This is a genomic window from Mesorhizobium sp. ArgA1, assembly GCF_053714375.1.
On sequence record NZ_JBSKBQ010000007.1, the window covers coordinates 1 to 22,071 of the forward strand.

The 22,071-nt window shown below is 62.2% G+C and carries 25 protein-coding genes; 5 read left to right on the forward strand and 20 right to left on the reverse strand.

Translation table 11 applies throughout. From position 1 onward, the window contains the following. Window positions 1-360 (forward strand): LuxR C-terminal-related transcriptional regulator (locus ACWGTI_RS17015; RefSeq protein ID WP_454588181.1); only part of this gene is annotated, 360 nt, incomplete at its 5' end. 73 nt (window positions 361-433) lie between these two features. On the opposite strand, the gene ACWGTI_RS17020 is transcribed toward ACWGTI_RS17015, so the two are convergent. Beyond that, complete coding sequence (locus ACWGTI_RS17020; protein ID WP_454588182.1) at window positions 434-913, reverse strand: hypothetical protein; 480 nt, start codon at window positions 911-913, stop codon at window positions 434-436. Between the two features lie 556 nt (window positions 914-1,469). On the opposite strand from ACWGTI_RS17020, the gene ACWGTI_RS17025 reads away from it, so the two are divergent. Continuing rightward, window positions 1,470-1,562, forward strand: a complete 93-nt coding sequence (locus ACWGTI_RS17025; RefSeq protein ID WP_454588183.1) for a putative RiPP precursor — start codon at window positions 1,470-1,472, stop codon at window positions 1,560-1,562. Between the two features lie 93 nt (window positions 1,563-1,655). Here the strand turns inward: ACWGTI_RS17025 and ACWGTI_RS17030 are convergent, their stop codons facing one another. From ACWGTI_RS17030 to minC, 9 genes are all read right to left on the reverse strand, one after another. After that, window positions 1,656-2,846, reverse strand: a complete 1,191-nt coding sequence (locus ACWGTI_RS17030) for a hypothetical protein (protein ID WP_454588184.1) — start codon at window positions 2,844-2,846, stop codon at window positions 1,656-1,658. Window positions 2,847-2,954: 108 nt separating this feature from the next. Beyond that, window positions 2,955-4,010 carry a sugar-transfer associated ATP-grasp domain-containing protein gene (locus ACWGTI_RS17035; protein WP_454588185.1) on the reverse strand — a complete coding sequence of 352 codons (1,056 nt, stop codon included), beginning with the start codon at window positions 4,008-4,010 and terminating at the stop codon, window positions 2,955-2,957. Window positions 4,011-4,074: 64 nt separating this feature from the next. Then, window positions 4,075-4,956 (reverse strand): EamA family transporter, encoded by an 882-nt coding sequence (locus ACWGTI_RS17040; protein WP_454588186.1) that lies wholly within the window; start codon window positions 4,954-4,956, stop codon window positions 4,075-4,077. Window positions 4,957-5,257: 301 nt separating this feature from the next. Further along, entirely contained in the window at window positions 5,258-5,836 is a 579-nt protein-coding gene (locus tag ACWGTI_RS17045; protein ID WP_454588187.1) for a dihydrofolate reductase family protein, read from the reverse strand. A 182-nt stretch (window positions 5,837-6,018) separates the two neighbouring features. Beyond that, the gene (locus ACWGTI_RS17050; RefSeq protein ID WP_454588188.1) at window positions 6,019-6,555 is read right to left on the reverse strand and encodes an SRPBCC family protein; all 537 of its coding nucleotides are present in this window, start codon (window positions 6,553-6,555) and stop codon (window positions 6,019-6,021) included. Then, entirely contained in the window at window positions 6,552-7,007 is a 456-nt protein-coding gene (locus tag ACWGTI_RS17055; RefSeq protein WP_454588189.1) for a metalloregulator ArsR/SmtB family transcription factor, read from the reverse strand. Before ACWGTI_RS17055 ends, ACWGTI_RS17050 begins: the two co-directional genes overlap by 4 nt. A gap of 325 nt (window positions 7,008-7,332) precedes the next feature. Then, complete coding sequence (gene minE, locus ACWGTI_RS17060; protein ID WP_181061161.1) at window positions 7,333-7,605, reverse strand: cell division topological specificity factor MinE; 273 nt, start codon at window positions 7,603-7,605, stop codon at window positions 7,333-7,335. After that, complete coding sequence (gene minD / locus ACWGTI_RS17065) at window positions 7,602-8,417, reverse strand: septum site-determining protein MinD (RefSeq protein ID WP_029869303.1); 816 nt, start codon at window positions 8,415-8,417, stop codon at window positions 7,602-7,604. The genes minE and minD overlap by 4 nt, the downstream gene beginning before the upstream one ends. Window positions 8,418-8,478: 61 nt before the next feature. Then, window positions 8,479-9,294, reverse strand: a complete 816-nt coding sequence (minC, locus tag ACWGTI_RS17070) for a septum site-determining protein MinC (protein WP_454588190.1) — start codon at window positions 9,292-9,294, stop codon at window positions 8,479-8,481. Between the two features lie 300 nt (window positions 9,295-9,594). Here minC and ACWGTI_RS17075 point away from each other — a divergent pair, with 300 nt between their 5' ends. Then, the gene (locus ACWGTI_RS17075) at window positions 9,595-11,772 is read left to right on the forward strand and encodes an adenylate/guanylate cyclase domain-containing protein (RefSeq protein WP_454588191.1); all 2,178 of its coding nucleotides are present in this window, start codon (window positions 9,595-9,597) and stop codon (window positions 11,770-11,772) included. A 140-nt stretch (window positions 11,773-11,912) separates the two neighbouring features. Here ACWGTI_RS17075 and ACWGTI_RS17080 read toward each other — a convergent pair whose 3' ends face one another. Continuing rightward, on the reverse strand, window positions 11,913-13,508 hold the full coding sequence (locus tag ACWGTI_RS17080; protein ID WP_454588192.1) for an ABC transporter substrate-binding protein: 1,596 nt from the start codon (window positions 13,506-13,508) through the stop codon (window positions 11,913-11,915). Window positions 13,509-14,516: 1,008 nt separating this feature from the next. On the opposite strand from ACWGTI_RS17080, the gene ACWGTI_RS17085 reads away from it, so the two are divergent. Both ACWGTI_RS17085 and ACWGTI_RS17090 read left to right on the forward strand, forming a co-directional pair. Continuing rightward, the gene (locus tag ACWGTI_RS17085; protein WP_454588193.1) at window positions 14,517-15,047 is read left to right on the forward strand and encodes a FecR domain-containing protein; all 531 of its coding nucleotides are present in this window, start codon (window positions 14,517-14,519) and stop codon (window positions 15,045-15,047) included. Window positions 15,048-15,080: 33 nt separating this feature from the next. Next, window positions 15,081-16,949, forward strand: coding sequence for a CHASE2 domain-containing protein (locus ACWGTI_RS17090; RefSeq protein ID WP_454588194.1), 1,869 nt, complete (start codon window positions 15,081-15,083; stop codon window positions 16,947-16,949). Between the two features lie 215 nt (window positions 16,950-17,164). Here ACWGTI_RS17090 and ACWGTI_RS17095 read toward each other — a convergent pair whose 3' ends face one another. The 9 genes from ACWGTI_RS17095 to ACWGTI_RS17135 all read right to left on the reverse strand — a co-directional run bounded on the left by ACWGTI_RS17095 (window position 17,165) and on the right by ACWGTI_RS17135 (window position 22,035). Then, window positions 17,165-17,488 carry a DUF2934 domain-containing protein gene (locus tag ACWGTI_RS17095; protein WP_454588195.1) on the reverse strand — a complete coding sequence of 108 codons (324 nt, stop codon included), beginning with the start codon at window positions 17,486-17,488 and terminating at the stop codon, window positions 17,165-17,167. Window positions 17,489-17,600: 112 nt separating this feature from the next. Next, complete coding sequence (locus ACWGTI_RS17100; protein ID WP_454588196.1) at window positions 17,601-18,215, reverse strand: BA14K family protein; 615 nt, start codon at window positions 18,213-18,215, stop codon at window positions 17,601-17,603. Between the two features lie 108 nt (window positions 18,216-18,323). Next, window positions 18,324-18,833, reverse strand: a complete 510-nt coding sequence (locus tag ACWGTI_RS17105) for a DoxX family protein (RefSeq protein ID WP_454588197.1) — start codon at window positions 18,831-18,833, stop codon at window positions 18,324-18,326. 130 nt (window positions 18,834-18,963) lie between these two features. Continuing rightward, entirely contained in the window at window positions 18,964-19,443 is a 480-nt protein-coding gene (locus tag ACWGTI_RS17110) for a tetratricopeptide repeat protein (RefSeq protein WP_454588198.1), read from the reverse strand. A gap of 32 nt (window positions 19,444-19,475) precedes the next feature. After that, entirely contained in the window at window positions 19,476-20,447 is a 972-nt protein-coding gene (locus tag ACWGTI_RS17115) for an MBL fold metallo-hydrolase (protein WP_454588199.1), read from the reverse strand. Window positions 20,448-20,562: 115 nt separating this feature from the next. Beyond that, window positions 20,563-20,799 (reverse strand): DUF680 domain-containing protein, encoded by a 237-nt coding sequence (locus tag ACWGTI_RS17120; RefSeq protein WP_454588200.1) that lies wholly within the window; start codon window positions 20,797-20,799, stop codon window positions 20,563-20,565. Window positions 20,800-20,849: 50 nt separating this feature from the next. Then, window positions 20,850-21,089, reverse strand: coding sequence for a DUF680 domain-containing protein (locus tag ACWGTI_RS17125; RefSeq protein ID WP_454588201.1), 240 nt, complete (start codon window positions 21,087-21,089; stop codon window positions 20,850-20,852). Between the two features lie 251 nt (window positions 21,090-21,340). Then, on the reverse strand, window positions 21,341-21,739 hold the full coding sequence (locus tag ACWGTI_RS17130) for a helix-turn-helix domain-containing protein (protein WP_454588202.1): 399 nt from the start codon (window positions 21,737-21,739) through the stop codon (window positions 21,341-21,343). Beyond that, window positions 21,739-22,035, reverse strand: a complete 297-nt coding sequence (locus tag ACWGTI_RS17135; RefSeq protein WP_454588203.1) for a type II toxin-antitoxin system HigB family toxin — start codon at window positions 22,033-22,035, stop codon at window positions 21,739-21,741. Before ACWGTI_RS17135 ends, ACWGTI_RS17130 begins: the two co-directional genes overlap by 1 nt. Window positions 22,036-22,071: the final 36 nt, after the last annotated feature.

Consider the following 22,071-nt stretch of genomic DNA (forward strand, 5'->3'; position numbering starts at 1 on the left):
AATGCCGGCGCGCGCGGCTATGTGCTGAAAGGCGTCGGTTCGAAGGCGCTGGCCGAAATCCTCAGCAATGTCGCGGCTGGCGAAAGCTATGTCTCGCCGACACTGTCGGCCCGGCTTCTGTCGGACCTGTTGCAGCCGGCAACCCGCAAAACCGACCCCATCCAGCAGCTCACCAGCCGCGAGGACGATATACTGCGACTGGTGGCGGAAGGCTTGAGCAACAAGGAAGTCGCCGCACGGCTTTCACTGCAGGAGAAGACGGTCAAGCATCACATGACGCGGGTTCTGGCCAAGCTCAATGTCCGCAACCGCACCGAGGCGGCGCTGCTGATGCGCGAGGCGCGGGAGCGCACGGATTGACGCGCGGCGCATAGACGACACCCGTCCGGACCTGGCACTGAGACAAACGCATCCGCCCAAAAGCGGCCAGCCCTCACAAACTTTTTAGACGTGCCACATCGGCGGGGGTCGCCGCCCGTTCGACAATGGTGCGGTCGAGCGCATCCTTCATCGTGAACCGGCCATTGTGGATATCTTCCTTCATGCCGTTGGGATGGGTGACCGTGATGCCGGCGGCGTCGACCTCGACCTGGTCGCCGGTTGCTGAATTCACATGGTTGGCCTTGCCGGCCCCGGTATTGCCCTTGCCCTTGCCGTTGCCACCACTGTTGCCGTTACCGTTTCCACCGGCGTTGCCGTTGCCACCGCCGTTTCCGTTGCCACCGCCATTGCCACCCCCGTTACCGCCGCCGCCGCCATTGCCGCCGCCGCCATTGCCGCCACTGCCGCCATCCTTGGCGTAGGCGCTGCTGGCGGCAATCTTGGCGGCGCCGTCAAAGCCGAAGTGATAGGGCACAAGCACCAGGGCGAGCGTCGTGGACGCCCGCAAGGCAAGCCAGGAGAGTTGGCGCAAGCGCGTAATCTGTTCTACCCCTGATCGTCAGCGAGGACCGATTCGATCCGTCAAACGGATGGCGTTACCAGAACAGCATTCACAAATCGACGCTCTTGCGAAAGCGGCTTACGACCCCTGTCTCAGTCAATACAGACCTTTTTTGTAAAATTGTGAGACTTAAGTCCGATATCTTGCAACCACTGGCTGCGTCAGGTCTGTTTGAGCAGCCCGACCAGCCAAGCCGGGCCCACATCAACGCGCGCCCAAGAACAACGCTTTCTCGATGAAGGTGGATTTGCGGGTTAGCGCATCGACGGCAAGAAAAACCGGGACGGGGTGACGGTACCGCAAAGGTTGACAGTGTCGATCTGTCAGGCATTATCGCGTCATCCTGGAGGATGCACTATGAAGAAAACCTATTTGAAGCCGGTGCTGGTCAAAAAAGGTACACTCTCGAGGGTTACGGCTGTCACCAACGGCGCCGGTTCCGGGCCTACCACATAATAGTTGGATCGTCCGGATGCCACTTGGCCGAAGGGCAGGTTTTCAGGGCAGAAAATTGGAGATGGGAAATATGAAGAAGACCTATTCAAAGCCAGTGCTGGTCAAGAAGGGCAAGCTCTCGCAGGTTACGGCGAACGGTGCTTCCAACCCTATCCCGCAATAACCTTTTCATCCCGACTGATCGAGGCCATGCTGACAGAGCAGGGCCTGATCGTTTCTAGAGTGGTCTTTTCCTGAACGCAGGTCTCGGGACCATTCAGCGCGCCACCACCAGATCTTCAAGCACGAGCTGCCAGTAGTGGCGTGTGGAAAAACGCACGCGTGTCACCGCCGCCAGCATCGGCGCGTAGTGCACAGGTGCCAGCGCCGACAGGGTGACGGTGTCGCTGGCGACCAGCCGGTCGCCGAGCCAACTCTCGATCAGGGCGGTTTCGCCTTCGGACTTCAACCACGCCGCGGTCAACATCACGGAGTGGAAGCCGAACGGGCGGTCGCTCGAGAATTCGGCCGGATGTCCACTGCTCGTATAGCAGACATGGTCCCCCGAGATGTTGCCGTTGACATAGCCTTCGCTGCCGTCGATGTGATCGCGCGCCATCGCGTTCAAATTGAACCAGGTGAACCCGGCATAGCCGGACGGCACCTTGCGCAAGCCGCGCCCGGTGACATCGTCGAAACCGATAGTCTGCAAGGACGCGGCACCGTCGATGGCGGCATTTTCGGGCGACAGCAGGCCGACCTCCGTCGGGTAGGCCGACAAGGCCAGCCGGCGCGCCACACCATCGCCGGTGATTTCGACCGCGTCGACGTCATCGGGCAGATCGACGCGAAAGCCGGCGCCATTGCCAAGCGAATGCACGGCCACCACCTGTCCGTTCCGTGTCACCGAGACGCTCGCCGAGATATTGTCGGCAACGCGGCCGCTGAGCTGCCGCGCAGGAAACAGGCCAACCGGCTGCAGCATCGCCTCCGTAACCAGCCCTGTTGGCGAACCCGGCAGCGACTGGACGTGCTGCGACTGGACCTCGTTGGCGCTGCTCGAACGCCAGCCGGGCGGCACCGAAACCGTGAACCGGTAGTTTCCCGGCACATGGATGGGTGCGGCCCGGCGTTTCGTCGACGTCTTGAAATTGGCAAAGCCAGCGCGATTGCTCCGCGCCGCTGCCACGAGACGGCCCTCGCCGTCATGCAGCCTGACCATGATGCCGGCCATCGGCCGGTCGCCCAGCCCATAGCGGCCGTCGCGATCGGCGTCGAAATAGACAAAGGATGAATAGTTGAGTTGGCCGCGGCTGTCCGACCAGTCCCGCCGCACGGCATAGTCGTTTGCCGGATTCTCACGCAGGCGCGCCTTGCGACGAGAGCGCAACTGCCGCCAGGCGAGCATCGCAACGACAAGGGCAAGCCCCAGCAAGATTGCCGCTTTGACCAAAGAAGATTCAAGCACCGCCGTCAGCCTTCGCCACGCCCATGGGATCTCCGCGATGAGCCATATACCGATGCCGCGGCATTCAGAGCAACCGGACACCGGAGCCGGCGAACCCTGCGTGTGATCTCACATCCGCATTTCAGCCCAGAAGCTGCGCTGCTCCGGGGTCTGTTTGAGACTGCCGTGACATTGGTGGATGTCCAGCCCGGCGCTGGTGTTGGCCTCGACGATGACGATGCCGGTTGGCATCAGGGCGACATCCCATCCAACGAGGCCGGGATAGGGCAACAGACTCGCAAGATGAAGCATCACCGATTTGACGGCCTGCCAGTCGGGCACGACAGCACCGCGAATCTGGACACCGCTTTCGGGGTGCGTTTCCCGGAATTCACGCCTCTTGAGTTCAGCATTGTAGAACAGCCCGGCGGCCAGGACGCCAGTGTCGATATCCACCTTGGCGGCGATGCCGCCTTTGCCCGATTGCCAATTGTCGGTGGGATAGGTTGCAGGCCGGCCCATTTTCATCGTCGCTGCGAGAAAGGCCGGCCGGTGGTCTGAAAAATGCGTGCCGGTCAGTACGCGCAGCGTGTTCAACGTCGCGGGAAAGAAGGCTTCGCTCCAGGGGCCTTGCCGGATGATGTCGGAGACGATGTAGCCGGTGGACGAAGCGCTGGAAAAGCTATCCAGCAAATACCGCGCCTCGATGCGATTGCCATTTACGAGGATGCCGTCGGGCAATTGCCCCAGCCTCTTGGCGCCTTTGCCCTTGCCCTCGCCGGCGGGCTTCAGGAACAGTTCGCCTTTTTCGGCGAGCAGCGGAAGCAGCGCACCCAGTTCGCGGATCTTGCCATCGCCAGCCAGGCTTATGAGCTTTTGGCCTGCAACATAGTGGGTGGCCGGCGGCGCCACGGATGGCATGACGCAATCGAGCCAGAGTTTCTGATCCAGTTTGTTGTGCAGTGCTTGCTCAAGGCGGAGATTGTAGGTCGCCTTGCGCCGCCGTTCCAAGGTGAAGTTGAAATAATCATGCTCCCGATAGGCCCTGTCCCCCAGCATCACCAGGCCCTTTGAGGGATGCCCCTTGAGCAGGCTGCGAAGCCGCCAACCGAGGGTCGGAGCTGAACTGGAAAACTCCGTCTCGAGAAAGGATTTGTAGAACAACCAGCGCCGCGCAATCGACATGCCCTCTCCCCTGCCCGGGCACCAGGGTATAACATTTCGAAAGACAGTTCACGCCGACCGGCACCTATTCCGGCGACGGCACAGGCGGCTTCGTCGTCAGCGCGGCGCCGAAGGCGGCGACAACCACGGCGGCGATGCCCGTGCATTGCAGCGGGCTCAGGATCTCGTGCAGGAACAGGAAGCCGGCCAGCGCGCCCAGCGCCGGCTCCAGGCAGGTCAGCGTGCCGTAGAGCCTGGCCGGCATCCGGGTCAGCGCCACCATCTCCAGCCAGAACGGCAAGGCGCTGGAGAACAGCCCGACCATCAGCGCGCTGACCAGGATCGCCGGTGCGAGGAGGCCGGAACCCGCCTCGGCGATGCCGAACGGCAGGGCGACAGCAGCGGCGATGATCAGCCCGTAAGCGGTTGTCCGGCTGCCGAGCTCGGCGCCCGCTTTTTGCGCAAAGACGATGTAGAGCGCCCAGCAGCCGCCCGCGGCAAGCGCCAGCATCACGCCGATCGGGTCGAGCGCACGACCGGAATGGATGAAGGGCGACAACAGCACGATGCCGGCGACGGCCAGCGCCACCCAGACAAAGTCGCTGGCGCGCCGCGACGACAGCGTTGCCACCAAAAGCGGACCGGAGAATTCGAGCGCCACCGCGACGCCGAGCGGGATTCTGGCAAGGGCGGCATAAAACAGAAGGTTCAGCGCCGCGAGGTTCACGCCATAGGCGATGAGCCAGGGCAGTACGGCGCGCGACGGCCACACCCGCCAGGGTCTCAGCACCGCCGCCAGCATCAGCGCCCCGACGACCAGCCGGAGCGCCGTGGTGCCATTGGCGCCGATCAGCGGGAACAGGCCTTTTGCGAAGGTGGCGCCGATCTGGATCGACACCATGGCGCCAAGCAGCGCACCAATGGGCAAGGCTTTCGCTTCGGCTCGGGCAATTGGCGTCGACGTCAATTCTGTCTCCTCCCTCCGCACAGCCGCGACCAGCCGCCGCCGCAGCGCAGGCCCGGGATAAGGGCAACGGGCGGGTCTGTCGTGTGGCACGGCTGGGCTGTTGATGGGGCAAGGGAGAGCGACGCTATTTCCTCGCCCCCATGAAATGGGGGAGAGGTGGCGCGGCGAAGCCGCGACGGAGCGGGGAATGGCGCGGCCTTCAACGAGAGAGAGATCATTGACGTCGCAGCCCCCTCTCCGACCGCTTCGCGGCCACCTCTCCCCCACTTCCGTGGGGGCGAGGAACCAAGATCACCAAGGCCTACGCCAACCCATACACCAGGCTCACCCGCCCATCCGACAGCGGCTCGACCTTGCGCAGTTCCAGCCTGTGCCGGGTGTGCACTGTGCCGAACAGCGCCTTGCCGTCGCCGGCAAGCATTGGATAGACGATCAGCCGCATTTCATCGACCAGCCCGGCCTCGATCAGGCTGGCGGTGATACGGGCGCCGCCCATGAGGTAGATGTCCTTGCCGGGCTCGCGCTTCAACGCCGCGATCTCGTCGAGGCTGCGCAGGAAGCGCGTTGACGACCAGGCTGCCGAATTCATGCTGTTCGACAGAACATAATGCGGGGTCTTGGCGGCGAAGCGCGCCCATTCGAGTTCGGCCGGGTCGACCAGCTTGCCGGTCATCGGCAGCGGCTGGTCGGGCTCGTTTTGCTGGATCGCGCTCCAGTAGCGTTCGTAGCCGGCATACATGACACCGCCGAGCACGCAGGCATCGATCTCAGGCATCAGCCCATATTCCTCCGACCAGTTGTCGACCCAGTCGGCGAAGCCTTCGGGTCCTTCCATCTTGCCGTCGATGGAGATCTTCATTCCGGTGATCAATTTACGCATGACTTCCTCCTTCAGGCTTGCGGCATGCAAGCACGTTGCTTCGTTTCATTTCTGATGGCGCGCCGCGGTGACTGGCGAAGGCGCGTGTTTCGCCGGCCCTTGCGCCGGCATCCGGCGCAAGGGATCGATGGTGCCCCGCCCGGTTGGACCGGGCGATGCGTCAGGTCAGGGCGTGCGTTAGGTCAGGCCGGCAGGCGCTGGTCGTATTCCGTCATCAGACGGCTCCAGCCGTCCCAGAACGGTTCCGGCTTTTCGCCCGCCACGCGGGCGGCCAGGATGTCGAGATGTATGTGCCAGCCGGCGGCATGCATCATCAAGCTCGAGCGATCGGCCAGGCGGCGGTGGACCAAGGTAAGCAGGACGTCGTCGCCGCGCTGCGCCAATTCGAACGTGACATTGCCGCTGCCGTTCCAGGTGATGGTGAGCTTGCGCGGCGGATCGCATTCGACGATCTGGTTCTGCATCCGCTGCTCGCCACCACTGAAGGCGGCCGGCCTCTGACCGGGCGGGTCGGTCAGTTCGTCGTTGCGCCAGACAAGTTCAAAGGAAGAGCCTTCGTCCATATCCATGTCGCCGGCTGCCAGCCACTGGCGGCGCAGATCGCTCTGCGTCAGATATTCCCAGACGCGTTCCATGGTTCCGGGCAAAAGCCGTTCGATCCTCAAGGTGGCCGGCTGGATCAGCTGGGCGTAGCCGTCGAAGCTGTTCATCTGGTTCATTGGTCGTCTCCCTCGGATGATGTTGGCCTGGGTGATGTTGGCCTGGATGGTTCCGGCCTGGATGGTTCCGACTTCGATGGATTTGCCGGTTCCGGCGTTGACTGCGTTGTCGACGTTTTGCGCCCCGCCTCCTCGCGCAAAAGCTGTTCGAGAACATCGAGGCGGCTGTTCCAGAAACGCGAGTATTGGCCGAGCCACTGATAGGCGGTGGCCAGCGGGCGGGCCTCGAGCCGGCAGACATGGGTGCGGCCGCGCACTTCGCGACGGATCAGCCCGGCATGCTCCAGCGCCTTGATGTGCTTGGAGGCTGCAGCCAGCGACATGGCAAAGGGCTGGGCCAGTTCGCTCACCGTGCGCTCGCCGCCGGCGAGGTCGTTAAGCATGTGCCGGCGCGTGGTATCGCTAAGGGCGTGAAAAACCTGGTCCATCTGGGGCGCCTCTAATTCAACCATGTAGTTGAATATAGCGGCACGCTTTTGGATAGTCAACCGTTTGGTTTAATGTTTTTCGAGATAAGGCCGCCCCCTACCTCCCCCTTGTTGGGAGGTCGGACCGCAGGTCCGGGTGGGGATGCTTGGCGCCAGCTTCGCAAGATGTTCCTCGCCCCACGATAGTGGGGAGAGGTGGGGCGCGGCGAAGCCGCGACGGAGAGGGGAGTAGCTCAGCCTTGAAAATGATTCAGAGGGAACCCGCCAGCGTCGCAGGCCCCCTCTCCGACCGCTTCGCGGCCACCTCTCCCCCGCCTTGCGGGGGCGAGGAAACCCAAGTCCTGTTAACTCACCCCGCCATCGCCAGCGGCATGGGGCTCTTGTTGGGGATCTGGATGTCGATTTCCAGCGTCGACATGGTCTCGCCGCGGTCCATCGAGACCTGGAGATAGTCCTGGTCGATCTGCACGTGCTTGGCGATCACGGCCATGATCTCCTCGCGCAGGATGGAGACGAGGTCGGGCTGGCTGCGGTTGCGGCGCTCATAGGCGAGCAGCACTTGCAGCCGTTCGCGCGCCACCGGCGCGCTAGTGCGCCGCTTGAAGATGTCGAGCAGGTTCATGCCGCCCTCCTTCCCAGCAGACGGTCGAGGAAGCCCTTGCGCTCGAAGGGCACGATGACCGGCAGCTGTTCTCCCTCGAGCCGCTTTGCGGCATCGATGTAAGCCTTGGCGGCGGCATTGAGCGGCTCCGACAGCGTCACCGGCGAACCGAGGTTGGAGGCGCGCAGCACGTCCTGGCTCTCGGGGATGATGCCGAGCAGGGGCGTCGACAGAATTTCCAGCACGTCGTCGATCGACAGCATTTCGCCGCGCGCCGCGCGCGCCGCATCGTAGCGCGTGACCAGCACATGCTTGGCGATCTGCTCACCCTGTTCGGCGCGCAAGGTGCGGGCGTCCAGCAGGCCGATGATGCGATCGGAATCGCGCACCGACGACACTTCCGGATTGGTGACGATGACGGCCTCGTCGGCAAAGCGCATGGCGAGCTGGGCGCCGCGCTCGATGCCGGCCGGGCTGTCGCAGAAGACATAGTCGAAGACCGAGCGCAGCTTGCCGATGACCTCGGCCACGCCCTCCTCGGTCAGCGCATCCTTGTCGCGCGTCTGCGAGGCCGGCAGCAGGAACAGCGTCTCGACCCGCTTGTCGCGGATCAGCGCCTGCGACAGTTTTGCCGAGCCCTGGATGACGTTGACGAGGTCGAACACGACGCGGCGTTCGGCGCCCATGATCAAATCGAGGTTTCGCAGGCCGACATCGAAATCCACCAGCGCCACCTTCTTGCCGGTCTTGGCGACCGCCGCCCCCAGAGCCGCGGTCGAGGTCGTCTTGCCGACGCCCCCCTTGCCCGAGGTGACCACCACTACCTTGCCCATCAAAAAAGCCTCCATTGTTGTTCGTTATGTCGCTGACCGGGCGCGAGCCGCACCCGGCGCATTAGCTGAAAGGGGCGATGCGCAGCATGCCGTTGTCGAGAAATGCCTGCACAGGCTTGCCCCGGACTGACGGGTCCATCTCCTCGGCCGTGCAATACCAGCCGTCCACCGACAGAAGCTCGGCCTCGTTCCTGCGGCAAAAGACGCGGGCGGCCGTGTTGCCTTGAGCGCCCGCCGAAGCGCGGCCGCGCAGCGTGCCATAGACATGGATCGAGCCGGTGGCGACGATCTCGGAACCGGAAGCGACCGAGCCAAGCACGATGACATCGCCATGCGGATGGAAGATGAGCTGGCCCGAGCGGATCGGCGAGCGGATCATCAACGTGCCGGCGTCCGGGACCTTGGCGTCGGGCGGCAGCGGCCTGGCATCGCCCGCCGGCTTCAAATCGTTTGCCTTCACATCCGCCTTCAAATCACCTGCCGGCTTCATATCACTCGCCGCCGTAGCGTCCTCCGCCCTGCCCGCCTTGCGGCTCGGCTGCAGCAACCCATCTGACGTCGCCTCCTTGGCGCCGACAAGCACCGGCGGCAGGTGCGCGCCAAGTTCGGCGCCGCCATCGAGCTCAATGGCATAGACGCGGATGCCACGCTGGCCGAGCACGCCGATCAGCGCTTCAATGGCGACGACATCGGGCTTCAGCACGTTGAGATCCAGCACCACCGGACGGCCGGCGAAATAGCCCGGCGAATTGCCGATCCAGCGATCGAGGCTCTCCAGCCACACATCCAAAGGCGCCTCCGGCGTCAGCGTGAAAGCGACGAAGGAGCGGGCGCGAAAGCGAATGGATTTGGCCTCGAGGGGAGCGGCAAAGGTCACGGCGGGCGATTCCTTACTGAGAGGTAAACGCTAGGCCAGGCATGGTTAATGAAAGGTTAACGGGAGGGGGAGCCCGCGTGAAATTGGAAGGTTGGCTAGACGCCAGTTTCGGACGCCAACCGGCGACACATTGTACGTCTTGATATGGCCGAATGCGCACCGGCAGCTTCTGGAGCTTCAAGAGCGGACATGCAGGTCGGCACGGGCATCGTCGTGACCTGACCCGAAGCGGACCTGAAGAGGGCTAGGCTGCGAAGCGATACCCTTCTATCATGGTGCAACCCGGTCCGGAGCCCATATATGGAGCGCAGGCTTGCGGCGATTCTCGCCGCCGACGTCGTTGGCTACAGCCGCCTCATGGAGGCTGACGAGGCGGATACTCTGGCACGCCTCAAGAGCACCCGCGAGAATCTTATCGATCCGAAAATTACCGCTCATAGAGGGCGCATCGTAAAGCTCATGGGTGATGGTGCGCTGGTAGAGTTCCCGAGCGTTGTTGATGCAGTCACCTGCGCCGTCGAAATCCAGCGCACCATGTCAGAATACAATGCCGAACTGCCGAAAGAAAAACAGCTCGAATTCCGCATTGGCATCAACCTTGGCGACGTCATCATTGAAGGGGCGGACATCTACGGTGATGGGGTGAATGTGGCGGCGAGGCTCGAAGGGTTGGCGCCGCCGGGAGGCGTGCTGATTTCGGGAGCAGCATTTGATCAGGTCGAGAGGAAGTTGGACTATGGGTTCGAGTCTTTGGGCGAACAGCGTGTCAAGAACATCGAGAAGCCCGTTCGCCTCTACCGAGTAGGCCCGCGCACCCCGGTTGTCTCAGGAAGTCGCAAACCTGACGGCACGCGGCGCTGGATCGCATTCGCGGCCACAGTATTGATTCTGATCGGCGCGGGGCTGGCGCTTTGGCAACGCTTTGGTGACGATCTCGTTCGACCCAGTGACGTGGCCTCGCAATCGAAGATGGCGTTGCCGCTGCCCAATAAGCCGTCAGTCGCCGTGCTCCCGTTCACCAACATGTCCGACGAGGCGGGGCAAGAGACCTTTACTGACGGTATGACCGATGACTTGATCACCGACCTTTCCAAGGTTTCCGGCCTCTTCGTGATCGCGCGAAACTCGACATTCGTTTACCGCGGCAAGCCGGTAAAAATCGGCCAGGTCGCCGAAGAACTTGGTGTGCGTTACGTTCTCGAGGGGAGCGTACAGCGAGCTGGCGGGCAGGTGCGAGTCAATGCCCAGCTCATCGATGCCCTCACCGGCGGGCATGTGTGGGCGGACAGGTTCGATGGAAACGTCGCCGATGTTTTTGCGGTCCAGGACGTTTTTGTCGCAAAGATCGTCGAAGCGTTGAAGGTCAATCTCACCACCACCGAAAAAGCGGAAATAGCCCGCGCCAAGCCGGACAACATTGCAGCCAAGGAAGCTTTCGAAAAGGGTTGGAGCCTTTATCTCCGTTACAACGCAACGGACACAGCTGCCGCCATCACTTCCTTGAAAAAAGCAACCGAACTTGATCCCGAATATGGGCGCGCTTATGCCGCCCTGGCGCTGGCCTACTTCCGCGTCGTTGAGTCACTTTGGGGTAAAGAACTCGGAAGGGACGAACCATATTTCTGGTGGGGAGCTCACGATTACGTAGAGCTGGCCAAGAAATATCCAACGTCACTGTCTTATACGGTCGAGGCGTTGCGGGACGTTTATCAAGGTCTGGCCGAAGATGCACGGAGGAATGCCGGTCGAGCGATTGCATCGGATCCGAACGACCCCGAGGCACACATCGCAACGGCTTTGGCGCTGACGATCTCAGGCGAACCTGCCGAGGCGCTGAATTTCGTCGCGACCGCCATGCGGCTCAACCCGAACTATCCAACCCACTACGTTCTCGCTCGTGGATTGGCGCTTTTTGCAATGGACGATCTGAAACAAGCGGCTGAGGTGTTCGGAGAAGGCGTCAGGCGAAACCCAGACGCAACTGCGCTCTTTCTACCTTTCAGTTCGGTGCTGGCGCAGCTCGGTCGCCGGGAAGGAGCGAGGAAAATGCTACTGAAGTTCCGACCGGGTGTAGACCAGAAAGGGCTCGAAAACCTTCCCGACACCTTACACCTCTCGTTCAAATGGGATCATGAACATGCAAGCGTCCGGGAGCGCCTGAATGACGGTGTTCGTATCGCTGCGCTGCCGCTGGACGTCACCGTTCCGAGCCTGGAAGCAGAGCTTGGGACCGGCAATCCCTTTTCCCAGCAATATGCAGCAAAGCGACTGGGTTGGTTTGGACCAGCGGCAGCACAAGCCGTTCCGGCTCTGGTTGAAGCGCTTAAGGTTGAATATCTCCGCCGGGAGGCCATCGAGGCGCTGGGAAAGGTCGGGCCTTCGGCACGAGCTGCGATACCTGCGCTCGTGGCACTCCAGAATGAAGCTCTGGTTGGCGCCTACGCAAAGGACGCGCTGTCCAAAATCAGAGGCAATTGACGGGCCCTTAGACGCGCGCCAGGGATTTCCGGTTGTGGTCCAACTCGGACCCGTTGCGATATCCGCTCCGGAACCGCCGTTGGGGGACAAGGAGACATCAAACGCGTCCAGTTGGCCATCCCAATTTGTGTGTACACGGCCTAGGCGAACCACCAGCGTTCGGCGATCTTCTGCCCGTCCATCGGCCAGTTCGAAGCCACCTCGCCATGGGCGAGAGCCTTGGTGTGGGCATCGACATAGGAGTTGAAGACGAGATTAATGAGCCCGCCGTCGTCATGCACCAATTGTTGCATTTCGGCATACATGCCGGCACGCCTGGTATCGTCGGTCTCCGAGCGGGCGGCGACGAGCAGCTCATTAAAGCGCGGATTTTTCCAGAACGTTTCGTTCCACACCGCTTCCGCCGCATAGGCGGTGGCGAGCATCCAGTCGCACGTCGGCCGGCCAGCCCAGTAAGAGCCGTAGAACGGCTTCTTGAGCCAGACATTGTCCCAGTAGCCGTCATTGGGCTCCCTGATCACATTCAGGTTGAGCCCAGCCGCCCGGGCATGCTCCTGCCAGAGGAGAGCCGAGTCGGTCGCACCCGCGAACGCGGCATCCGCGACCGACAGTTCGAACTGGGTGTTCTCGGCCCCCGCCTTCTTGAGGAGGCTCTTGACCATGTCGGGATCGTAGACGTGCTTCGGCTTCGGATCGGTCGCGAACTTGACGGTCGGTGCGATCGGATTGTCGTTGCCGATGGCACCGTGGCCGAGAAACACCTTCTGCACGATCTCGTCGCGATTGAGCGAGTACTTGATCGCATTGCGCACATCGGGATTGTCGAAGGGCGCCTTCTGGACGTTCATGACAAAAACGTAGTGGCCGTAGCCTGTCGTCTCCGAGATCACGAGATCGGGGTTCTGCGTCAGAATGTCGAGCGTCTTCAGATCGCAGCGATCCATGTAGTGGACCTCGCCGGTATAGAGCGCGTTGGTGCGCGCCGTTACATCGTTGATCGCCAGGCATTCGACACGGTCGAACCAGCCCCTGTCGGATTTGAAGTAGTTCGGGTTCTTGTTGAAGGTGGCTATGACGCCGGGCTCGAATTTCTCGAGCATATAGGGGCCGGTGCGGACGCCCGACTCCCAGTCGATGCCGCCCTCTTTCGCCGGCACGACCGGGAGGTCCGACATGATGTAGGGGAAGTCGGCATTGCCGCCGTCGAGTTCGAACACCACCGTCTCGGCACCGTCGGCGACGACATTCTTGACCGAAGCCAAGAGCGATTTCGCCGCCGATTTCGTGCCCTCGATGGTGTGATGCCTGACCGAGGCCACGACATCGTCAGCGGTAACCGTCTTGCCATTGTGAAAGGTGGCGCCTTTCCTCAGTTTGAACACCCACTTCTTGGCGCCTTCTGACGGCTCAAAGCTTTCGGCGAGGTCGGGGACCACGTTGCCCTTGGAATCGATCTCTGTCAGGCTGTTCGACAAGGTTCCCACTAGTGCGGTGCCGGTGAACGAGTTGAGGGAGAGACCCGGGTCCAGTGTATCGGTGGCGGCACCCTCGCCCATGCCGATCTTCAAGGTGCCGCCTCTCTTCGGTTCCGCGCGCACCGCCTGGACGAACATCGCATTGGCGGCCGAAGCGGTAAGGCCGGCGGCGAGCGCCAGCTGAACAAAGTCACGACGCGAAACCCTGCCTTTCGCGGTAAGTTTGGCGGCCGACTGCAGCTTCAATTCGAATTCCGTCATTTCCTGGTTTCTCCTTCAGATCCAGATGGAGAACGGGCATGTCCGAGGGGAAACGAGGAGGCGCATCCCCTCACGAGATGGGCCGATAACCTCCGCTGTTTGTTCTTGTTCTTATTTAGTTACTCCGTCGCGGGCCAGACGGTTTCGACCCGCGGTAGATCATAGCGAGCCCGAGTGTGGCAGGCAAACCGTGCGGCGCTCGCGACGCGTGCTACATGCAGCCGGGCGTTCTGCTTTCACCTATTCGAGATTCTTCGGGCTTTGGATCGCCTTTTGCAATGGGCGCTCTGAAACAAGCGGCTGAGGTGTTCGGAGAAGGCGTCAGGCGAAACCTAGACGCAACTGCCAGCGTGGTCGCTGCTAACGTCCGCTTTCAGGCGGTGGCAAAGGCATCCTCAACGGCCGATATGCGGCGCATTGCTGCCATTCGTAATTACAGAGAATGAACGCCTCCAATGGAGTGGCCGCAGCAGTGTATCGCTATTGCGACCACCTCCTCAATGCCGCTTGAAATACTGCACCTTCCGCTCATGCTTCTCCGCCGCTTCGCGGTTATCAAACGCGCCGAGATTGCACCTCTTCCCAGTCTTTTTTGTCCGATGGCGGCGCGGTCGGTGCCCAGGCGGTCGACCAGAGCCCGCGCTTCGTCCCCCGACATGCCAGTGCGCACGGCCAGTTCCTCGACTGTTAGAACGTCGGTGCCGGTAATCCCCTTGTTTGCGGCAGGGCTTTGTCGGCCGTCAGCGGCAGGGCGGCTTCCCTGTCGATCTCGAACGCGGCCTGGTGCCTATGGGGCTCGTGGTCGCCATGGGCGCCGCCCTCACCTGTCCGGCGAACACGACCCGCCCCAACATGCTTAACGCCGGAGCAGCTTGTCGTGTTACGATTGCCAGTCGGCATCCCTCAAGCCAACGCGGCTGCAAGTGCCGGCTCGTGAACCAAACATGCGGGCAAGCTGACGGCAGAAGATTTTCCTGCCGCAGAGTTTCGCAAAGCGAGGAGACGTTGATGAGCGCAAGGGGCCGATTTTTCCGTAGCCTGGTGGCTGTCCTGTTTGCCGGTGTCTTCTGGGTGGATGCCGCGCAGGCGCAGGATGCAGGGTGTACGTTCGAGCCGGTGGCCGGTACGTCCCGACAGATTCTGAGATGTCGGGAAGGCCTTGTCGTCATTGTGGAAGGTGGCGCTCGATTTACGCTGGAGGATCGCGATCGAAACGGCAGTATCGACGCGGTCAGGTTGCGGCGCAAAGCGCTGCTGCTCGATGCTCCGGCCGGCGCGGTCCAGGGTGGCTTCGCGGTTATCACCCCGCAGGCGATCGCCGCGGTGCGGGGCACAAAATGGGCAGTCGACGTTGGCAATGGCAAGACGTCTGTTTTCGTCCTGAGAGGTCGCGTCGCCGTGCAAAGACCGGCATCCACCGCCGTCGTGGTCCTCGCACCGGGCGATGGCGTGGATGTCGAGGCCGGGACAGGCAAACTCATCGTCAAGCGCTGGCCCGCCAAGCGCGTTTCCGCATTGCTGGCCCGTTTCGGCCAGTGAGCTTGCCCAGTGAGCTTGCCCAATGAGCTTGCAATGAGCCGACGAGGGCTGCCGACGCTGATCGCGCTCATTCTGGCGGGTCTTTGGGGCGCCGGCCTGGGCTTTGCGCACTGGCACGGCAATTTGTGGTTTCTCGATCGCGTCGAGGCAACGATGACCGATCTTCGAACGCTTGTTCGAGGAACGGCAAAGCCGCCGGAGCTGATCACCATTGTCGCAATAGACGATGAAACGGTGCGGCGCGAGGGCAGCTATCCCCTCAGCCGCGCCACGCTTGCCCGAATCATCGATACGATAGAGCCGCTCGGGCCGAAAGCCATTGCGCTCGACCTGCTGCTGGTCGACCCCGGGGCAAAAGACACTGACGAGGCGCTCGCGCGTTCGCTGAGCACGAGTAGAAGCGTAATCGCAGCAGCGGCGATCTACCCCGGAAGCAAACAATGGACGCTGGCCGTGGGCGAAGGACCCCTCGCCAGCGTGCCGAATGCCGAGCGGTTCCTGTGGCCCCTGAAAGCGTTTTCGGACGCCGCCGCCGTCGGCGTCGTGAACGTGGGCACCGACAGGACGGGAACGCCCCGGTTCGTGCCGTTGCTGTTTCGGACCGGAGATCAGTTGCAAGCGTCCTTCTCATTGCGTGTTGCCGCCATGGCGGCGGGAGAGGACCCTGGAATAGCGTCCGATGACCTATCGCTGGACGGACGGTCGATCCGAACGGACATTGGTCACATCCTGCCTCTGACATTCTATGGCCCGCGCGGCACGATCCGCACGATCAGCGCCGCGACCGTGCTGGAGGGCCAAATCGATCCCGGCGCTATCCGGGGTCGAATTGTCTTGATAGGAGCGACCGCAACCGGCACCGGCGATGTCTTCCCGACACCGTTCGATCCCATACTGCCGGGCGTCGAGGTCATGTCGACGGCGATTGCCCATCTGATGACCGGCGACGGAATCGTGCGCGACCAGAACGTTCGCCTTGCAGACGCGGGCTTCGCAGTGGCGCTGCCCATGCTTCTTGTCGGCCTGTTAGCTTGGCGCCGTAACGCCATCGGTCTCACGGCGGTCGCCGGCGTGGTCCTGATCTGGTTGGTGGTCAACATGACCGCTTTCCTGCACCATATCTGGCTCAGCGCCGCGCTGCCGATGACCGCTGCGGTTCCGCCGGCAATCCTGTTTGGGGCCGCGCAGCTTTGGCTGGGCAGGAGCCGGGCCCAATATTTCGCCACGCAGAGCCAATTGCTTCAACGCGTTGAAGCCCCAGGACTGGGGGCATGGCTCGCCAAGCATGGCGACTTCCTCTCGGAACCCGTCCGGACAGAAGCCGCCATCCTGTTCATCGACCTGTCCGGCTTCACCGGACTGAGTGAAACATTTGGACTGAGCGCCACACGCGAACTCCTGAACAATTTTCACGCGTTGGTTGACGAAGAAGTGACAAGCTGTGGTGGCGTTGTCACGAGTTTCATGGGTGACGGCGCCATGATCCTGTTCGGCCTGCCGGAACCGGCGACAGACGACGCCTTCAATGCTGCCCGCTGTTGTGTCGGGCTCTCCAGCCGCACCAACGATTGGCTTGCCTCGTTGCCTGCGTCGACCGCATCCCGGATCGGCTTCAAGATTGGAGCGCATCATGGAACAATCGTGGCCTCTCGACTCGGCGGCGAAGGGCGTCAGCACATCGCGGCCATCGGCGACACCGTCAACGTTGCAAGTCGCTTGATGGAGATCGCCGCCGGCCAGAATGCCGAAGTGGCGGTGAGTAACGAAATGCTTGATGTCGCCGGTCGCGACTGCGCATTGTTCAAATCCGGTGCTTTAAGAGGACCTGTGGAGACACAGATCCGTGGGCGATCCGGCTCGCTCGCAATCTGGTTTTGGCAGAGTGCGCGGGCGCCGCAGTAGATCCTGCCCCGATCAATGGCGCCATAACCTCGCCAGCACAGATGCACCCGGCGCAGCGGCGGCTCAACGAGTGTACGCGGCACTAAAACGCAGCATGACTCCTAAAGCCCAATGAGTTCCGGCACGCCGTGTCTGCTAAACTGAAAAACTTACGCTCACACGGCGCTGACGGAAGTAAGCCTGTAGCAGCTTTCGGCCCGCAGGCAGGCCCACAATCAAGACGTACGCCGCCCTTTCCCCTTGAGGCTCCGCGCCGCCTGCTCAACCGCCGCCCGATCGTTGCCCAGCCTGTCAATCAACTCCTGCGCTTCGTCGCCGGATATGCCGGTGCGAACGGCCAGTTCCTCGACGGTCAGGACGTCGGTGCTGGCGATCTCGCTGGTTTGCGGCACGGCGTCGTCGGCGGTCAGCGGCAGAGCGGCTTCCCGGTCGATTTCGGCCTCGGCCCGGTGCCAGTGATGCTCGGGATCGCCACCGCCTTCGCGCTCCCAGATCTGGTAAGCTCGCTTCTGGATCTTCTCGTGCCGTTCGTCACTCATCGTCATTCCTCCTTGGTGTCAGGGAAGAACGCCGCGCCGGCGCGAACGATCCAAAGATTTTGCGTGATCGAAATGGCCAAGTATCGCACGCGGTTCAAGCAGCCCGCGCGCCCTACTCGCACTGGCGCCTCGGCCCGCCGGAATAGGGCTGGTAGCTGTTGTCCTCGGGACGGTAGGAGCGGTAGCGGCTGAAGCAGGATTCGACGTGATCGTCCGAAAGGCCGGCTGTTGCCACCACAGGGCCGGCGCCGTCCCCGATGTAGCTGACTTCGGCGGGTTGCTGCGCGGCCTGGTCGCCGGTGGCACTGGTTTCAAGATAGGGCGACGCGCAGGGCCGCTGCTGGCCGCTGTAGGACATGTAGCTGTTGTCGTCAGGATTGTAGGAGCGGTAGCGGTCCGCGCACCAGCTGACATGGGCAGCCGGCAGCGCAGCCTGCTGCTCGCTCGTGTCGGGCGCCACGGCGCTTGTAGTGATCGGGTCGGGTGACTGCATCCTGGCGGCGGCGTCGGGTGCCGGGGGCTGCGCCGCGGCCACGCGCTCCAGGTCCTGCGCTGCCTTGTCCACCAGCTGTGCGTCCCTGGTCCACAACTGCGAGACACTGTCGGCGGGCCTGGCCTGATGCACGGGCTTGGCGACAATCAGCCAGGCGGCGAAAGCCAGCCCGCTGGCAAAGACCGCAAGGGTCAGGACGAAGCCCGCGACCAGTGCCAAAACCGCTTTCATCACACACTCCTTGCGTCCCCAGCTAATAGAATGCGGGGCATCGGGACTGGTTCCAGCAGGCGAGCATTTGGGACGGGCCGGCATGGCGATGCGCAAGGGCAGCTCGCCCCCTCAAACCGGCAGCGACATATCGTTCTCCGCCGCCAGCAGTGCGGCCACCATGACCTTGTCGCGCCGGCGTTGCTGCAGATGGAGCGTGACCAGCCGGTCCAGCGAGAAGGTGCCGGCGCCTGACAGGGCGAGCACGAACATGCCGCCTGATATCGCAAGGTCTTTTTCGAAATGCAGCAGTTCGTTCTGGCTGGCAAGGTTGGTGTGGAACAGTAGCGCCGTCGCCAGGCAGAACAGGCCGAGGCCGAGGGCGCCGAGGCGGGTGAGCAAGCCGGTGGCGATTGCGAGCCCTGCCCCGAGCTGCAGCGCGATAGTGGCGATGAACAGCGGCAGGGGCACGCCCATCGCAGCCATTGCTTTGGCTCCTGCTTGGAAATGGCTGGCGAGCGTCAGGCCTTCGTGCAGGAAGATCACGGACAATAGCAGGCGGCCGGCGAGCAGGCCTGTGTCGCGGACGTGGTATTTGGTGGCGAGGCGGTGGAGCGTCGCGGCTTGGTCGGTCAGGGTCATGGTTTGGCTCCAGATTTTGGCAACGGGCAACCGCCGCGCGCCAAGTCGGGCGCGCGAGGATTGAGCGCTAGCGAGTTGTGAGGAGCCGGCATGAGGGATCAGGTGCCGGCTCCGGCTTTTGGGCCAAGCCTTACTGCGTCACCTTGGTGGCGATGGCCTTTTGCAGGTCTTCGAGTTCCTCGCAGCCGGCGGGGCAGAGTTTTTGCAGCGAGGCCAGCTGTTCGTTGGCCTTGGCCATGTCGCCGGTTTCGACATAGAGCTCACCCAGATATTCGCGGGCGGCCTTGTGGTCGGGTTTCAGCTCCAGCGCCTTGTTGTAGTAGGTCAGCGCGGTGGTGAAATCGCCGGTCTTGCGCAGCGTGAAACCGAGCAGGTTGTAGACGTCGGCCTGCTGGTTGTCCTGCGCGAGATCACGCAGATCGGCCAGCGCGCCCTTGTAGTCCTTGACCGCGATCTTGGCCTGGACGGCGGTGAGATCCGGCGCGTCCGTACCTTCGATATCGTCGACCGCATACGCCGGCATGATCGTTGCGACGGGGACCACGGTCAGCACGGCGATGGCGCCGAGCAGGCCGAACAGGGCATTTCGGCCCAGATTGATCTGTCTCATTGTCTTTCTCGCTTTGTGTTTGAGCTAGCCGTTCAAATTTGGACTGGCTTGAAACCGTAGGCATTGCCGTCCTTGACGAAGACGCCGGTGCCGGGGAACGGGAAGTGCGAACCGGAAATGCGGATGTTGTCCGCGATCACCCGGTCGATGATCTTGTGGCGCGTGGCGATCGCCGTCGGCCCGTCCTGGTCGTAGCTGCCCTGCCACTCCGGATGCGGCGCCAGGAGGGCCGGCACATACATGGTGTCGGCCGAGATCATCAGCTGTTCCTTGCCGGAGTTGGCGAGGAAGACCGAGTGGCCCGGCGTGTGGCCAGGCGCGGCGATGATCTGGATACCGGGCACAACCTCGGCGCCGTCCTCGACCAGCTTCCAGTTCTTCCATTTCGGAAAATTTTCGGCGATGCGCTTGCCCGCCGGCTTGCGGCCCTCGGGAAGCTTGTCCAGCCGGCTGGGATCGGTCCACCAATTGTATTCGGTGGCGTTGACGATCAGCTCGGCATTGGGGAACACCGGCGCGTTGGTGCCCTTTTCCATCAGGCCCCAGACATGGTCGGGGTGGAAGTGCGAGATCATGATGGTGTCGATCGCCTTGTAGTCGATGTCGGCGGCGGCCATGTTGGCCGGCAGGTGCGTGGCATTGGTCTGCCACTGGCCGACGCCCGAGCCGGCATCCATCATGATGAGCTTGCCGTTCATCTTGAGCACGACGACGGTGAGCGGGATGGGCATGAACTCGGTGGTCAGCCCCGCCTTGGCCAGTGCGGCCTTGGTGTCGTCGACCGAGACGTCCTTGATGAAGGCCGGGTCATGGGGCTTGCGCCAAATGCCGTCATAGATGGCGGTGACCTCGATATCGCCGACCTTGTATTTGTAGAAGCCTATCGACGGCTCGACCGGCGTTTCAGCGAAGGCAGCCTGGGTGAATTCCAGTCTGCCGGCAAGACCGAAGGCGGCAGCAGTGAGCGTGGTTCCAAGCAATGTGCGACGTGTCATTGTAAACATGGGTGATCTCCTGTGGCGTTGCGGGTGATGCTTGAGGGAGAGCTAAAGCCCATGGCTCTCCGCCCCGATGCGGTCGAGCGCGGCCCGTCGGGATGCGGTGCCAGCGCTCGTGAACTCAGTTGCCCCAGATGCCCTGGCCAGGTTCGTCCGCAGCAGATGTCGTCGTCACCTGCATGCCGTGGCGAACCTTGGCCTGTTTGGCGGTCGAGGCGGTGTAGGTGTTGTCGACGGTCGCGGTCGTCTGCCTGACGGTGGTCTGGCTGGAGGCTTGGGAGCCATAGTGGTCGCTGCCGGCAAAGGCGCTGGAGGTTGCGACCAGAAGGGCGGCAGCGGTGAGAGCGATGTTTTTCACGTCGATGGTCCTGATCGGTCAGCGTCGGGGTTGGTGAATGGTCAGGAGCGCTAGCGGCCCCAGATGCTGTCGCGGTTGTGCTGGGCAATGATGTCCTGCACCGAGCCCTGGCTCGGCCCGGTCGTCACCTTGGCGTCGACGCCGTCCTGGTGCGCTGTGTAGGGAATCGAGGCCGTCGCATTGGTGTCGACTGCAGGCTGGTTGGCCTTGTTGGTGAAGTGGTCACCGCCGGCAAAGGCAGCGTTCGAGGCAAGCAGCATCGCAGCCACGCTGAAAGCGAGCTTGGTCATGTCCAAAATTCCTTGTTTCGTTTCTTCGGGGTCGCGGGCCGGAATGGCCCGCTGATAACAAGACCCGGAAGGCCCGAGCTTTATTCCCGGGTGCGGTGAGATTTTTTGGAGAGGGAGAAACCAACAAGAGCGGCATGGCCGGACTTGCCCGGTGGCCTCGATCGACCGATGGCGCCAGTTCATCTGGCGCCGCCCTTGAACCTGTTGCCGTCCCGTTCGCTCGCGGTCAGGCTACTGGGCGGCAAAATGCGCTAAGCGCGCTTGCGTTCCTTGTCCTTCGCGAGGTGGTAGGGCCGCACAAGAACGTCCGCTGGAATGTGCCATTCCTTGTTGAGCTTGAAGACCATATCCATGGTAAGGGCACGCTTGCGGCTCAGCACTTCGGTCGCACGAGGCGAAGACCCGATTACATCGGCCAGAGCTTTGCGAGAAAGTTTGAACAGTTCCATGTGAGAACGAATGGCTTCGACTGGATCCGGCGCTTCAATTGGGTAGTGCTTGTCCTCATAAGCCTCGATCAAGGTTGCAAGGACGTCGAAGCGATCACCATCGGCAGAGCCCACCTCGGGTTCATTCTCAAAGTATTTGGTGATCTCCGCAATCGCCCAATCATAGTCGGCTTCGGTCTTAATGGGTCGAATGTTTTCCATCACACCTTCTCCGGGTCAATCTTGTCGTAGTCCTTGTGTGTCCCGACGAATTTGATCAGGACACGATGAAACTTGTAGGCGACATGAACGATCAAACGGTACTTGTTGCCGCCTATGTCGAAAATGACACGATTGTCGCCGACAAAATCAACCGCGGCACCAAACGCAACCTTGATGTCGGCAGGGGTCTTCCAGTCGGCCTTGTCGACAGTCACATACCATGCAGTCAAAGGCGCTTCGGCCTGATTGTGCTTGGCCCAGAAGTCCCTCAGTGCCTTCTTGGCAATGATCTGCATGACTCAATATAGGATATTCCCAAATTGGGAACAAGT